We start from the raw sequence: 13,558 nt of genomic DNA on the forward strand, positions 1-13,558 counted from the left end.
GGGGGGCCCCGCCGGGGGTGGGCCGGGGGTGGCAGTGGTGCCCGTGCCCGTGCCCGTCCCCGTCCCCGTCTCCGTCCTCCCCTTGGTCGTCTCCCCCGCCGTGCCCCTTCCCGCCGTGGTCGCCCTGGCCCCCTTGGCCGTTCTGGTGGCCGTCCTGGTGGCCGTTCTGGTTCGCGTGGCCGTTGCCGCCCTGCGGGTGGAGCGGGACGCTGGCTCCGCCGCCGGCGTTCACCTCGACGTGCACGCCGGCGGCGTCGACCGAGGTGTGCACCTTGACGCAGATGTCGAGCCGGTGGTCGTCGGCGCGGGTGCGGGCGGCGGACGCGGCCTGGGTGGCGCCGGTGAGCACCGCGCAGACCACGGCGACGCCTGCCAGGGCCGCGGCGGTGCGGGCTCCGGTGCGGGCGCCGCCGCGGACCCGGGCGCGTAAGGCCGCCGCCTCCGTTCTGCCGCCCGCGGGCGGTCGGTCGTTGCGCTGCATGGGCGTGGTCCAACCTTCCGGTGGCTGTGCACGATGGGACGTGTGGACTGCGGGGCTGCCGGACCGTGGTGGACCGTGGTGGACCGTGGTGGACCGTGGTGGATCGCGGCCGATCCGGCCCGGAGCGCAGTCGAGGGCGCGTCGGAGGGATCCGGCCGTTGCCGCCCTGCGGGGGCAGCGGGTGCTGCTCCTGCAGAAACGGCTCGGCATGATCAATCCGACGCACCCTCAACGTGGTGCGCCGCCGTTTGGTTACGGCCGGCGGCAGCCGTCAGTGCGGGCCGCTCAGCGGTGCGCGATCTCCACGTTCTCCAGCACGCCGAGCGCGTCCGGGACCAGGATGGCCGCCGAGTAGTAGGCGGTGACCAGGTAGTTGATCACGGCCTTCTCGTCGATGCCCATGAAGCGGACCGACAGGCTGGGCTGGTACTCGTCCGGGATGCCGGTCTGGTGCAGGCCGATGACGCCCTGGTTGTCCTCGCCGGTGCGCAGCACCAGGATGGAGCTGGTGTTCTCCGGGGTGATCGGGATCTTGTTGCAGGGCAGGATCGGGACGCCGCGCCAGGCCGGGACCTTGTGGCCCTGCATGTCGACGGTGTCGGGGTACAGGCCGCGGGCGTTGAACTCCCGGCCGAGGGCGGCGATCGCCTTCGGGTGGGCCAGGAAGAACTCGGAGTCGCGGCGGCGGCTGAGCAGCTCGTCCAGGTCGTCGGGGGTGGCCGGGCCGGAGTGGGTCTGGATGCGCTGGTTGAAGGCGCAGTTGGCGAGCAGGCCGAAGTCCCGGTTGTTGATCAGCTCGTGCTCCTGGCGCTCGCGCAGCGCCTCCACGGTGAGCTTGAGCTGCTGCTCGATCTGGTTCATCGGCTGGTTGTACAGGTCCGCGACGCGGGAGTGGACCCGGAGCACGGTCTGCGCGATGGAGAGCTCGTACTCGCGCGGCTTGAGCTCGTAGTCGACGAACGCGGTGGGCAGCAGGTGCTCGCCCTCGTGGCCGGCCGACATGGCGATCTCGGCCTCGCCGAGCTCGTTCTGCCGCTGGAGCGGGAGGCTGGCGAAGTCGCGGATGTGGGCCTGGAGGCTCTCGGACTGGGCGAGCACGGCCTCGAAGTCGGCCCGGCTGAGGGTCAGCAGGGTGCCGGGGGTCTTGGCGGTGGCGGTGTAGTCCCAGGTCGCGTCGGCGTCGAGCAGGGCGTTCTCGCCGAACCGGTCGCCGTCGCCGAGCACGCCGACCACCGCGTCGTCGCCGTACTTGCCGGTGGAGACCTGGTTGATCTTGCCGTGCGCGACCAGGTGGATCTTGTCGGACGCGGTGCCGCGCTCGACCAGCACCTCGCCGGCCCGGAACTCGCGCTGCTGGCAGCGGTCGGCCAGGGCGGTGAGGACGTCGTCGTCCTCGTAGCCGCGCAGCAGGGCGAGTTCGCCGAGCTCCCGGGGGATCACCCGGACGTTGCTGCCGGTCTGGATGAATTCGATCCGGCCGTCGCCGACCGTGTAGGTCAGCCGGCGGTTGACCCGGTAGGTGCCACCGGAGGTCTGCGTCCACGGCAGCATCCGCAGCAGCCAGCGGGAGGTGATCTCCTGCATCTGCGGCGCGGACTTGGTGGTGGTCGCCAGGTTGCGGGCCGCGGCGGTGGTGAGGCTGGTCTGCTGGCGCTGGGCCTGCTGAGTCTCCGGGCTGCTGTCCACGGACATCGGGCCGGGCTCTCCTTCGTCTCGCACGGGACCTGACGCATCGTCAGATCCGTGGGTGTGTTGGTGCTCTGAGGGGGTACGGGTAAAGAAAGGGGAAAGTGTCGGCGGAGTCGAGAAGTGCGCTGTTCGCCGCACTCGCTGCCGCGCTCACCGCCGCCTCCGGAACACTAGATCGTTCCGGCCCCCGCAACGCCCGTGCGGCCCCCTCGTGCACCCGATTAGGTGAACCTCGGCCCGCGGAGGATTGGCGGTGCCGACCGCGGGCCATGCGGTCGCGCCACCCCTCGGGCCACCCCCCTGACCACCCCGGACCGCACCCCCGCCTGCGCCGCTGCCTGCGCCGGTGCCCGTTCGGGTGCCGGACGCGCGAACGCCCCCGGCGGGCGGGGGCGTTCGGGAGCTCGGGAGGGGCGCGCACCGGCGGGGCGGTCTGCTGCCGACCGCCGGGCGCGCGCCCCGTCCGCTACAGCAGCGGCCCGGTCACCGGCAGCACCACCTGGCACGGCACCGCCCGCGGGTGCGCCGGGTCCAGCGCGTTCAGCACGTCCGTCAGCGCCACCGGGTCGTAGCCGATCTCCAGGTGGTCGGTGGCGTCCAGCCCGCACTGGTCCTGGACCAGGATGTTGGTGACGTGCGGGCCGGGCGGGAGGAAGGAGTTGGTGTACGGGGTGACCACCTCGTCGTACTCGGTGGCGATCACGGTGTACTCGACGCCGGGCACCGTCCCGCCGCCGGCGTTCAGCGCGGTAAGGAACGGCGAGCCGATCTCCTGCTCCACGCAGGCCTGGCAGGGGACGGAGAGGAAGTCGTTGGCGGGCTCCAGGATGCCCAGCCTGCGGCCGAGTTCGGTGATGCCGTCCAGGGTGGTGCCGTAGTTGCTGGGGGCCAGCGCGACCAGCTTGCCGACCTTCGCCGCGCCGCCGAGGTTCTTCAGGTAGTAGCGCGGCAGCATCCCGCCCTGCGAGTGCCCGACCACGTCGACCTTGGCGGCGCCGGTCGCGGCCAGCACCCGGTCGACGAACGCGGCCATCGTCCGCGCCCCGTCGGCGATCGACCCGGTGCCCTGGATCGGTGAACCCGCGCTCGGGCCGCCGTAGTTGAAGGCGTAGACGCAGTAGCCCTGATTGGCCAGCAGCGGGGCCGCGCCGCCCCAGTTGTCGTTCTGGTTCTCCAGCGTGCCGTGCACCAGCACCACCGGGTCCGGGTGGGCCGCGGACGGCCGGCAGGACCAGTCGTTGGCGCCGTCCGGGCTGCTCCCGGGGAAGAAGAAGCCCTTGACGAAGCCGATCGAGAAGTGGGTCTCCACCGGCCGGCTCCCGCTCGCCGCCGCGGGCTGGGTCCCGGCGGCCAGCAGTCCCGCCGCCGCCAGGGCCGCGAGCAGTGCCACCCGTACGCTGTTTCTCCGCATTCCGCACACCTTCCGCTTCGTCGTCAGCGCCGTCGTCCACGGCGTCTCCGCGCCGTGGTCCGCGGTGCGGGCCGCACCGTGGTCCGTTTCGGTCGTGCCGTCGTCCGTTTCGGGCCGCACCGTGGTCCGTTTCGGTCCGTGCCGTGGTCCGTTTCTGGCCGTGCCGTCGTCCGTTTCGGTCCGCACCTTCGCCCGTGCCGCCGCCGGAATTCCCCCGGGGGCGCCGGGCTTTCCCCGGGTCGCCATGAAGCTAGGATCGGCCTGACCCGCCGTCAACACGCGGGGCGCGTGTCGGGGGAAAGTCCATCCGCGGGTGCCAGGAATTCCGTCCCCCCTCCGGCGGAACTGTCACCGGCGTCACTGTTTCCGCCCGCGCCGGGCGCCGTGACGGGCCGCAAGCTTGCGCCGAACCTATTGACCGGCGGGTAACCCCGCCGCATACTCCCCCTGTCCCGACGGCACCGGCCGCGCCTCCGCCGGATCGCCGGCGGGCCCGGACGGACGGATTATCGCTACGTGGAGGAGCGGAATTGGGCGGACCGTGGGAGGCGCTTCCCCGCGATTTCTCCACCGAACTCAGAGCCGAACAGCAATCCCTCGCGGCCGAGATCATCCGGGAGATCAGATCCGCCGTCCCGGAATTCTCCCGGCCGCTCTCCGGGCAATTCGGCACCGGAATCCAGCAGGGCGTGGAGACCGCGCTGGCCGAGTTCACCGACCGGGTCGCGGGGCTGCCCGCGCCCGGCCCGCGCCAGTTGCGGGTGTACCGCTCGCTCGGCCGCGGCGAGCTCTCCGAGGGGCGCAGCCTGGACGCCCTGCAGGCCGCGTTCCGGCTCGGTGCCCGGATCGCCTGGCGCCGGTACGCCCGGGTGGCCCGCCGCCGCGGGCTGGCCGCGGAGCAGTTGGTCACGCTGGCCGAGGCGGTGTTCGCGCACATCGACGAGGTCGCCGCGGCCAGCGTGCAGGGCTACGTGGACGCCCGCACCGACCGGGCCGGTGCGCTCGGCCGGGCCCGCCACCGGCTGCACGACCTGCTGCTGGCGGGCGCCGACCCGGCCGAACTCGCCGCCGCCGCCCGGCTCGCGGACTGGCCGCTGCCCGCGCAGGTCGCCGCCGTCTCGCTCGACCCGCGCCCCGCGCCCCGGCCGCCCGGCCCGCCCCCGGCCCGGCTGCCCGAGCACGTGCTGGCCGGCCTGGACGTCCCGCAGCCGCACCTGCTGCTGCCCGACCCGGCCGCGCTGCTGACCGACCCCCAGCTCGCGGCCGCGCTGCACGGGCGCGGCGCGGTGATCGGCCCGGTGGTGCCGCCCGCGCTGGCCGCGCAGTCGCTGCGCTGGGCCCGGCTGGTCCGGGCGTCCCTGCCGGAGCCGCCGCAGCGGCCGGTCGACTGCCGCGAGCGCTACGCGGACCTGCTGCTGCTCACCGACCCCGCGCTGGTCCGGCTGATCGCCGACCGCCGCCTGGCCCCGCTCGCGCCGCTCACCCCCAAGCAGCGCGACCGCCTCGCCGCCACCCTGCTCGCCTGGCTGCAGACCGGCCGCGGCACCGCCCCCGAGGTCGCCGCCCGGCTCGGCATCCACCCGCAGACCGCCCGCCAGCGCCTGCACCGCGTCCACCAGCTCTTCGGCCCCGCCCTCGCCTCCCCCGACACCCGCCTCGAACTCGAGATCGCCCTGCGCGCCACCTCCTCCGCCCCCGCCCCCGTGCCCGTGCCCGGCGTCGTCCGTTCGTCGGCGCAGCACTAGCATCGGCCCGGTCGACGCAACGGGAGGGGTCGCAGGATGCTGAACGGACTGGACGGGCTCGGTTCGCTGGACGTGCTCGGTTCGCTGGACGGGCCGGGCGGGCTGGACGAGGTGTGCGGGCGGGTGCTGGCGGAGACCGGCTGCCCGTCGGTGAGCGTGGCCGTGGCGGCGGGCGAGGAGCTGGTGCTGGCCCGGGCGTACGGGTGGGCGGACGTCGCGGCGGGGCGGGCAGCCACGCCCGGGACGGCGTACGGGCTGGCCTCGACGACCAAGGCGTTCACGGCGCTCGCGGTCTGCCTGGCCGCGGACCGGGGCCTGCTGGACCTGGACGCGCCGCTGCCGGCCGGGTTCGGCCGGACGGCGCCGACGCCGCGTCAACTGCTGCAGCACCGGGGCGGGTTCCCGTCGTACTACGACTTCGCCTACTCCGTCCCGGGCTCCTCGGACGCCCCCGGGGACGCGGTCGACATCGAGCACTACCGCCGTCAACTGCACGAGCCGGGAGCCGAGTTCGAGTACGCCAACCTCGGCTACCAGGAGCTGGCCCGGCTGCTGGAGGCCGTCACCGGGCGGGAGTTGGGCGCGCTGCTGCGGGAGTGGGTCGCCGAGCCGCTCGGGCTGGCGGGCTTCGCCTTCGGGCCGGTCCACCCGGGGCCGGCGCCGTCCGCGGTGCGGTACACGCCGGACGGGCGGGCGTACCCGCCGTGCCGCACCGGGCACCCGGCGGCGACCTCCGGCTGGGCGACGGCCGGGGACGTCGCGCTGTTCGCCCGCCGGGCCCTGGGGTTGCTGAAGCCGGAGACCGCCGCGGCCGTCCACGACGCGCCCGCGATCTTCGCCCCGGCGAGCCTCGGCTACGGGCTGGGCCGGGTCGTCCAGCGGACGCCGGACGGGTCGGTGATCGGCAGTCACGGCGGCGGGATGGGCGGCGTCGCCGCGATGATGCTCGACCTGCCCGGGCGCGGGCTGTCGCTGGCCGTCCTGGCCAACTCCACCGACAAGACCGCCCGCAACGCCGTGGTCGAGTACCTGACGGGCGTGCTGGCCCCCGAGTTCGACCCCCGGCACTTCGCCCCGGCGGTCGAACCCGCCCTGCCCTTCGCCCTGCCCCCGGGCAGCTGGTCCGGCCGGATCACCGCCCACGACACCACCGTCCCGCTCGGCCTCACCGTCCGGCCCGACGGCCTGGTCGAAGTCCGGCTGGCCGACCACCCGCCGGTCACCGTCCCGGCCCTCGCCTCCGCCCGCTGGGACGTCCGCCTCGACACCCCGCTGCAACTGCCCACCCCCGACGCCCGGCTGGCCGGCCCCGCCACCGGCTTCGAACTGCGGCTGCGGGAGGGCGACTTGACCGGCCGGGCGGTCGCCTACAAGAGCGGCGACCGCGAGGGCTTCCTCGGCTCCTACCTCCCGCACCCCTGCGAGCTGCGCCGCGACCGCTGAGCCCGGCCCGGCCTCCTCTCCGGGGCTACCGGGTTACCGGGCTACCGGGCCGCGGCCCGGTCGTCCTCGCCGCGGAAGAACGCGGCGATCCGGGGCGCCCCGGCCGGGGAGGTGATCATCTCCAGGATCCGGGCCGATTCGGCGGCGACCCGGGCGGTGCGGGTGAACATCTCCTCCTCGTAGGCGCGCAGGGCGGCGTCCGGGTCGTCGGGGGTGGCGGCGAGTGCGGTGGCGAGCTCCAGGGCGTCGCGCATCGCGGCGTTGGCGCCGTGGCCGACGGGGGGCATCAGGTGGGCGGCGTCGCCGAGCAGGGTGAGGCCGGGGCGGTGCGGCCAGCGGAGGCCGACCGGGAGGGCGGTGAGGGTCCGGGGCGTGATCGGGCCGGTGCAGGCGGCGATCAGGGCGCGGCACTCGGGCGTCCAGTCGGCGAACAGCGGGAGCAGCGCGGCCCGGGCGGCGTCGGGGTCCTCGAACGGGATGCCGCAGGTGGTGAGCCAGTCGGGGGCCCGGTGGGCGGGGCCGTAGAAGGTCAGGCCGATCCGGGCGGAGCCGTCGCTGCAGCGCTGGGCGACCAGTGAGTGGCCGTCGCCGACCACCCAGTAGCTGCCGCGGCCGACGACGGCGGCGAGGTCGGGGCGGGTGCGGTCGAGGTCGGGGATCGCGCCCTCGACGGTGTTGACGCCGAGGTGCCGCGGGACGGCGTCGGTGAGCAGCGGCCGGAGCCGGGAGTGCGCGCCGTCCGCGCCGATCACCGTCCGGTGCCCGGCCCGGCTGCCGTCGGCGAACTCCAGCTGCCAGCCGTCGTCGCCGTCGCCGGGGGTCGCGGTGCGCAGGGCGCGGCCCCAGGCGACGGTTCCGGACGGGAGGGAGTCGAGCAGCAGGTCGCGCAGGTCGGTGCGGTCGATCTCGGGGCGGAGCGCGGGCGAGTCGTCCGGGGTGTCGTCGCGGTGCAGGACGGTGCCGGTGTGGTCGAGCAGCAACATGTCCTCCCCCTCCGGGCGGGCGTGCCGGCGGAACGCCTCCGTCAGGCCGGCCGCGCGCAGGGCGCGCTGCCCGGTGTCGGCGTGCAGGTCGAGCGTGCCGCCCTGGGTGCGGGCCGCCCGCCCGGCGTCGCGTTCGTACACCGTGACGCGGACGCCGCGCATGGTGAGCAGCCGGGCCAGCGTCAGCCCGCCCGGTCCGCCCCCGACGATCGCCACGTCCGCCGCGCTCGTCCCGCTCGTCTCGTTGGCCTTGTCCGTCGTTTTCGTCGTGTTCGCCATCTGCTGCCGTCCCCCTCGTCCGCCCGACCCTTCGATACACCGTATCGACTCGATACACTGTATCGCAACGACTCCCCGTATCGTGTTCCCGCACACCGCCCGCACCGCCTCGCGCCACCGAACGGAGACCGCCCCCATGACGCCCCGTCACGATGCCGACTCCGGGTCCGTCACCGGGTCCACCGCCGGGTCCACCGCCGGATCCGGGCCGGTCTGGGAGCGTCCGGAGCCGCCGGCCCGGCCGACGCCGGGGCCGCTGAGCCGGGCGCTGATCGTCGGGGCGGCGCTCGAACTGGCCGATGCCGACGGGCTGGAGGGCGTGTCGATGCGCCGGGTCGCGGCGGCCCTGGAGGTCGGCCCGATGCGCCTGTACGGGTACGTGGAGACCAAGGCCGAGCTGCTGGAGCTGATGGTGGACGCGGTGTACGCCGAGATCGCCCCCGGCCCGGCCGGTGTCCGCCCCGCGCCGCCGGAGCAGTGGCGGCAGCAGCTGCGCACCATCGCCGGACGGCACCGGGCGGCCGCCCTGCGCCACGAGTGGTTCACCCAACTGCTGGGCGGACGCCCGCACTTGGGTCCGAACGCGCTGGCCGCGCTGGAATCCGTGCTGGCCGCCGTCCGCGGCATCCCGGGCTTCGCCGGGCGGCCGACGCTGGTGCAGCAGGCGGCGGGCGTGTTCCACGCCTACCTGGCGGGCCGGCTGCGGGTGGAGGTGGCGCAGCGCCAGGAGGAGCGGACCGAGGGGTACTCGGACGCCGACTGGCAGCGCGCGATGGGCCCCTACCTGGTACGCGTCCTGGCGGCGGGGCGGCACCCGGCGCTGGCGGAGGTGATGGCCGAGGCCGAACACCTGCCCCGGGGCGAGGAGTTCGCGGCCGGGCTGGAGCTCGTCCTGGACGGGATCGCCGCACAGGTGTCCTGATCCGCGGCCCGGATCGAACGCCCCCGCGAACGTCCCCGGCCAACGCCGCCCCGCGACCGCCGCGCTCCGGCCATTCCCCGCCCCGCCCGCACCGTGGCGGAACTTCCGCTTGCCGAACGGAATCCGCCCCCGCGACCCTGGTGCACGCTGCCCCGCCGCCCCGTCCCGCCCCGCTGTCCGGCCGGGACGGGGCCGCCCGGGCCCGCGCCCCGTCCCGCCACCGCCGTCACCCCCTGGAGGGCTGCCGTGCCCCGTACCGGACGTGCCACCACTCTCGCCGCCCTGGCCGCCCTGTCGGCCCTCCTGCTCGGCAGCACCTCACCCGCCGCGCAGGCCGCCCCGGCCGCGCTCGCCACCATCAACTGCACCGGCTGGACGTACACCACGTACAGCCCGGGGCTGACCCACACCGTGCGGCCGACCACCGTGACGGTCGACGGCAACCTGAACGTGACCGGCCCGCACAGCCCCACCGGCAGTTGCCTGGCCGTCGGCTCGACCGCGAGCGCCGGGGAGCGGAACGTCACCGCGCTGCTGGAGCTGAGCTGCGACCAACTGCTCACCGAGACCGGCGTGGAGACCGTCCACTGGAACAACGGCACCAGCAGCAGCTTCCCGTTCACCGCGACGGTGGCCCGCGGCCTGGCCACCACCGTGATCACCGAGACCGGCACCGTCACCTCGGGCGAGTTCCTCGGCGGCGCGGTGGTCGAGACCTTCACCGCCCCCAACCTGGACCTGCTCGCCTGCGACAGCCCCGCCGGCGCGACCACCCTGAACTTCGCCACCGTCCTGACCGTCCTCTGACCCCGCCGCCACTCGTACCCCCGGCTCGTCGGCCCGTCGGCCCGTCGGCCCGTCGTCCGCCCGGCCCGTGGCAGGATGATCCCTTCCCCGGCGGCGGACCAGGAGGTGGCGGGGCGTGGACGGAGCGCGGCGGGAGCGGCTGCGGGCGGCGGCGATCCGGTGGGCGGTGCTGGTGATCGGGCTGGTGGTGCTGCTGTCGGGGGTCGGTTACGCGATGCCGGGGTGGGCGGTGGCGCACGGGGCCGGGGACCGGGGGGTGTTCACGGTGACCCGGGAGGCGGTGGACTGCGGCCGGTGCGTGGTGGAGGGGACGTTCACCCCGGACGACCCGGCCCGGCCCGCGCTGACCCGGGCGAACGTGATGGGCCACCTGCCGGCCGCCCGGCTCGGCGAGCAGTCGCCCGCGGTGGGCTACCAGGGCGCGGTCTACCCGCCGGGCGGCGACGGCGCCTGGCAACGCGGCGCGGCCCTCGCGGGCGCCGGGCTGGCCGCCCTGCTGCTGTGGACGTGGCTGGTGCTCCGCCACCGCCGGCCCTCACCGGCCACCACCCGACCGGACGCCTGACCGCCTGCTTGCCTGAACGCCTGACCGCCTGACCGGACGCCGCCGCCCGGGGCTCGCGGTGGAGTCCCGGGCGGCGGCACCTGACGAACCGGCGTACGACCGGTGGCCGTTCAGACGTTCAGACGCTCAGAGGTCGAAGGAGACCAGCCGTTCCAGTACCGGCAGGGCCGCCATCAGCGTCCGGCGTTCCGGTTCGGTGAGTGCGGCGGTGCGGCGGGCCAGCAGTTCGGAGCGGCGGCGGCGGATGTGGGCGAGCAACTCGACGCCCTCCGGGGCGAGTTCGACCAGGGCGGAGCGGCCGTCACTGGGGTCGGGGACGCGGTTGACCAGCCGGGCTTCGACCAGCGAGGCGACGGTGCGGGTCAGCGACGGGGCCGCGACCCGTTCCATCGCGGCGAGTTCGCCGAGCCGGACCGGGCCGTGCTCTTCGATCCGGGCCAGCGCGGACTGCTGGGCGAAGGTGAACTCCTGCCGGTCGGAGGCCTGCATGAGGTGCCGGTTGAGGCGGGCGATCACCAGCCGCAACCGCGCCACCTCCGCCGGATCGAGCCCGCCCTCACCGACATCGCCCTCACCGACGCCGTCCCGGCCCTCGTCGTCCCGGCCCACCGCCGAACTCCCCTGCCGCGCCGTCTCGTTCATCTCACGCCGCTCCCCGGGACACCGCGGGGTCCCCGTCCGGCGCGGCGGCCGCGCCGCCCTCGCCACCGGGGTCGGCCGGGGCGGCCTTCGGGCCGCGCAGCAGCGAGGCCAGGGCGGCGACCAGGGACATGGCGATGGCGAGCGAGAAGACCACCATCAGGCCGTCGTGGAACGGGCCGGAGATCAGGTGCGGGAAGAACTCCCGTCCGGTGAGGGTCTGCGCGTTGGCGGCGGGCAGGCCGGAGAGCACCTGCGGGCCGAGCAGTTCGTGGATCGGGTTGTAGCCGAGGAAGGCCGCGAACAGCGTGCCGACGGGCGGCAGTTGGGCCACCGCGTGGGCGTCGGTCGGGGAGACGCCCTGGCCGGTGAGGCCGTCGGTGAGGGTCTGCGGGAGCGAGCCGGCCAGGCCGGCCACCATCAGCGAGAAGAACACGCCGATGGAGAGCACCATGCCGGCGTTCTGGAAGGTCGCCCGCATGCCGGACGCGGCGCCGCGGTCGGCGGCCGGCACGCTGGACATCACCAGCGCGGTGTTGGGTGCGGCGAACAGTCCGCCGCCGAGGCCGTTGAGGAACACCAGCAGAGCAAACCACACGTAGCCGAAGTCGGTGGGCAGCACCAGCAGCCCGGCGAACGAGGCGGCCATCACGACCAGGCCGCCGGCCGCGAACAGGCGGGCGCCGAAGCGGTCGGAGAGGTGACCGGCGATCGGTCCGGCGGCGAGGAAGCCGACGGTCAACGGCACCAGGTAGATGCCCGCCCAGAGCGGGGTCTGCTCGTACTCGTAGCCGTGCAGCGGCAGCCAGATGCCCTGCAGCCAGACGATCAGCATGAACTGCAGGCCGCCGCGGGCGATCGAGCCGAGCAGCGTCGCCAGGTTTCCGCCCGCGAACACCGGGTCGCGGAACAGGCGCAGCGGGAACATCGGTTCGGCGACCTTCGTCTCGATCACGCAGAACGCGACCAGCACGGCCGCGCCGCCGATCAGGCCGGTGAGCACCCAGGGGTTGGTCCAGCCCATGGTGTGGCCGCCGTACGGCTGGATGCCGTAGGTGATCGCGGCGAGCAGCGCGGTGAGGCCGACGGCGAAGCTGATGTTGCCCCACCAGTCGATCCGCCCGGGGCGGCGGATGCCGGTCTCGTGCAGCGAGCGGTAGGCCCAGAGGGTGCCGATGATGCCGATCGGGACGTTCACCCAGAAGATCGAGCGCCAGTTCCACTCGGCGAGGACGCCGCCGAGGACCAGGCCGATGAACGAGCCGGCGATCGCGGCGACCATGTTGACGCCGAGCGCCATGCCGCGCTGCCGGGCCGGGAAGGCGTCGGTGATGATGGCCGCGGAGTTCGCCATCAGCATGGCGCCGCCGACGGCCTGCACCACCCGCCAGCCGATCAGCCAGAGCGCGCCCCCGCCGCCGCCCATCGGGTCGAGCGAGAGGATCACCGAGGTGATCGTGAAGATCAGGAAGCCCGCGTTGTAGATCCGGACCCGGCCCCAGATGTCGCCGAGCCGTCCGAGCGTCACCACCAGCACCGCCGTGACCAGCATGTAGCCCATCAGCATCCACAGCAGGTAGCTGACGTTGCCGGGCTCCAGCGGGTTGAGGTGGATGCCGTTGAAGATCGCGGGCAGCGAGATCAGCACGATCGAGGAGTTGATCGTGGCGATCAGCATGCCGAGGGTGGTGTTGGACAGCGCCACCCACTTGTAGCGCGGGTGTTCCGCGCCGATCCACCGTTTCTTCGTGTCCACGTCCGCCATCTCCTGCCCACCCCTTGGGAAGCCGTGATGATAGTTAGCTGATGTGAACTAAATTACTGCGCGGACCCCCGCCCCGGCCAGTCGTCCCGGATGCCGGACACGGGGCGGGCAGGAGCGAAGGTGGTGCGACGAGCGGGAGTTGACGGGCCGTCAGTAAAGCTTTGACAAAGCCTCGCCCGGGACGGGTTCGCGCGTTCGCCCCAGCGGCTCTCCTGGTCGGCGAGGCAGACAGACAGGCAGACAGACAGACAGGCTCGCACGCGGACGGGCGGGCGGATCAGGGCGGAGAGGTGGGCTCACGTGTCCAGCGGGAACGAGTTCAGTGTCTACGGTCGGCTGACCGCGCTACCAGGTCGGCGTGACGACCTGATCGCCGTGCTCCTGGAGGGGCTGCGCGCCGGCGGCGACGCCGGCGGCCTGCTCGCCTACAGCATCAACACGGCCTTCGACGACCCGGACACGGTCTGGCTGACCCAGCTGTGGACCGACCAGGAAGCCCACGACGCGACCACCCGTTCCGAACCCGTCGCGGCGGCGACCCGCCGGATCGCCCCACTGCTGGCCCGGCAGCCCGAGGGCTCCTACGGTCGCGCCGTCCACGTCGGAAGCCGGGCCGCCGATTCCTGACCCCCGCCCGGCGGGCCTTCGCCCGGTGCTTCGGGCCCCGCGGCCTCGTGCTGCCGCGCTCCTCCCGGTACCGGGCAGTCCGCCGCCCGGTGGACACCTCGTACTAGGGCGTGTATCTGGTTGTGATCAATTTGCGGGTTTCGCTCTCGTGGTGGCCCTTGGTTCGGTAGATCGTGTGGTGTGACGCGAGTGCAACTGACAG

At 74.3% G+C, this 13,558-nt stretch carries 13 protein-coding genes; 7 read left to right on the forward strand and 6 right to left on the reverse strand.

Translation table 11 applies throughout. The features are described from left to right. From IH44_RS0135715 to IH44_RS0135725, 3 genes are all read right to left on the reverse strand, one after another. The coding region (locus IH44_RS0135715) for a hypothetical protein (protein WP_198545097.1) at positions 1–361 on the reverse strand (361 nt) is incomplete at its 3' end. 405 nt (positions 362–766) lie between these two features. Next, the gene (locus IH44_RS0135720; protein ID WP_030463991.1) at positions 767–2,173 is read right to left on the reverse strand and encodes a family 2B encapsulin nanocompartment shell protein; all 1,407 of its coding nucleotides are present in this window, start codon (positions 2,171–2,173) and stop codon (positions 767–769) included. 463 nt (positions 2,174–2,636) lie between these two features. Further along, positions 2,637–3,479, reverse strand: a complete 843-nt coding sequence (locus IH44_RS0135725) for a triacylglycerol lipase (protein WP_232795219.1) — start codon at positions 3,477–3,479, stop codon at positions 2,637–2,639. On the opposite strand from IH44_RS0135725, the gene IH44_RS48810 reads away from it, so the two are divergent. The 3 genes from IH44_RS48810 (at position 3,448) to IH44_RS0135735 (ending at position 6,769) form a co-directional block, all read left to right on the forward strand. Then, on the forward strand, positions 3,448–3,846 hold the full coding sequence (locus IH44_RS48810; RefSeq protein WP_232795220.1) for a hypothetical protein: 399 nt from the start codon (positions 3,448–3,450) through the stop codon (positions 3,844–3,846). The genes IH44_RS0135725 and IH44_RS48810 overlap by 32 nt on opposite strands. A 265-nt stretch (positions 3,847–4,111) precedes the next feature. Beyond that, positions 4,112–5,326 carry a helix-turn-helix domain-containing protein gene (locus IH44_RS0135730; protein WP_051818015.1) on the forward strand — a complete coding sequence of 405 codons (1,215 nt, stop codon included), beginning with the start codon at positions 4,112–4,114 and terminating at the stop codon, positions 5,324–5,326. Positions 5,327–5,362: 36 nt separating this feature from the next. Next, positions 5,363–6,769: a serine hydrolase gene (locus IH44_RS0135735; protein WP_030463994.1), complete on the forward strand. Its 1,407-nt coding sequence runs from the start codon at positions 5,363–5,365 to the stop codon at positions 6,767–6,769. 41 nt (positions 6,770–6,810) lie between these two features. Here the strand turns inward: IH44_RS0135735 and IH44_RS0135740 are convergent, their stop codons facing one another. After that, the gene (locus tag IH44_RS0135740) at positions 6,811–8,031 is read right to left on the reverse strand and encodes an NAD(P)/FAD-dependent oxidoreductase (RefSeq protein WP_081967327.1); all 1,221 of its coding nucleotides are present in this window, start codon (positions 8,029–8,031) and stop codon (positions 6,811–6,813) included. A gap of 136 nt (positions 8,032–8,167) precedes the next feature. On the opposite strand from IH44_RS0135740, the gene IH44_RS0135745 reads away from it, so the two are divergent. From IH44_RS0135745 to IH44_RS0135755, 3 genes are all read left to right on the forward strand, one after another. After that, complete coding sequence (locus IH44_RS0135745; protein WP_030463996.1) at positions 8,168–8,953, forward strand: TetR/AcrR family transcriptional regulator C-terminal domain-containing protein; 786 nt, start codon at positions 8,168–8,170, stop codon at positions 8,951–8,953. 246 nt (positions 8,954–9,199) lie between these two features. Beyond that, positions 9,200–9,760, forward strand: a complete 561-nt coding sequence (locus IH44_RS0135750) for a hypothetical protein (protein ID WP_030463997.1) — start codon at positions 9,200–9,202, stop codon at positions 9,758–9,760. Positions 9,761–9,875: 115 nt separating this feature from the next. After that, positions 9,876–10,325 carry a hypothetical protein gene (locus tag IH44_RS0135755; protein WP_030463998.1) on the forward strand — a complete coding sequence of 150 codons (450 nt, stop codon included), beginning with the start codon at positions 9,876–9,878 and terminating at the stop codon, positions 10,323–10,325. A 126-nt stretch (positions 10,326–10,451) separates the two neighbouring features. Here the strand turns inward: IH44_RS0135755 and IH44_RS47485 are convergent, their stop codons facing one another. Beyond that, the gene (locus tag IH44_RS47485; protein WP_051818016.1) at positions 10,452–10,967 is read right to left on the reverse strand and encodes a MarR family winged helix-turn-helix transcriptional regulator; all 516 of its coding nucleotides are present in this window, start codon (positions 10,965–10,967) and stop codon (positions 10,452–10,454) included. A 1-nt stretch (position 10,968) separates the two neighbouring features. Beyond that, on the reverse strand, positions 10,969–12,729 hold the full coding sequence (locus IH44_RS0135765) for an MFS transporter (protein WP_030464000.1): 1,761 nt from the start codon (positions 12,727–12,729) through the stop codon (positions 10,969–10,971). Positions 12,730–13,029: 300 nt separating this feature from the next. On the opposite strand from IH44_RS0135765, the gene IH44_RS0135770 reads away from it, so the two are divergent. Next, positions 13,030–13,356 carry a putative quinol monooxygenase gene (locus IH44_RS0135770; protein ID WP_051818018.1) on the forward strand — a complete coding sequence of 109 codons (327 nt, stop codon included), beginning with the start codon at positions 13,030–13,032 and terminating at the stop codon, positions 13,354–13,356. The last annotated feature ends 202 nt before the right edge of the window (positions 13,357–13,558 follow it).

This window comes from Kitasatospora sp. NRRL B-11411 (assembly GCF_000721345.1).
In the GTDB taxonomy this organism is placed as follows: domain Bacteria; phylum Actinomycetota; class Actinomycetes; order Streptomycetales; family Streptomycetaceae; genus Kitasatospora; species Kitasatospora cineracea.

Bases quoted from the DNA above. Each gene is read 5' to 3' on its own strand.
- IH44_RS0135720 (WP_030463991.1), bottom strand. From the start codon at position 2,173: ATGTCCGTGGACAGCAGCCCGGAGACTCAGCAGGCCCAGCGCCAGCAG.
- IH44_RS0135735 (WP_030463994.1), top strand. From the start codon at position 5,363: ATGCTGAACGGACTGGACGGGCTCGGTTCGCTGGACGTGCTCGGTTCG.
- IH44_RS0135740 (WP_081967327.1), bottom strand. From the start codon at position 8,031: ATGGCGAACACGACGAAAACGACGGACAAGGCCAACGAGACGAGCGGG.
- IH44_RS0135745 (WP_030463996.1), top strand. From the start codon at position 8,168: ATGACGCCCCGTCACGATGCCGACTCCGGGTCCGTCACCGGGTCCACC.
- IH44_RS47485 (WP_051818016.1), bottom strand. From the start codon at position 10,967: ATGAACGAGACGGCGCGGCAGGGGAGTTCGGCGGTGGGCCGGGACGAC.
- IH44_RS0135765 (WP_030464000.1), bottom strand. From the start codon at position 12,729: ATGGCGGACGTGGACACGAAGAAACGGTGGATCGGCGCGGAACACCCG.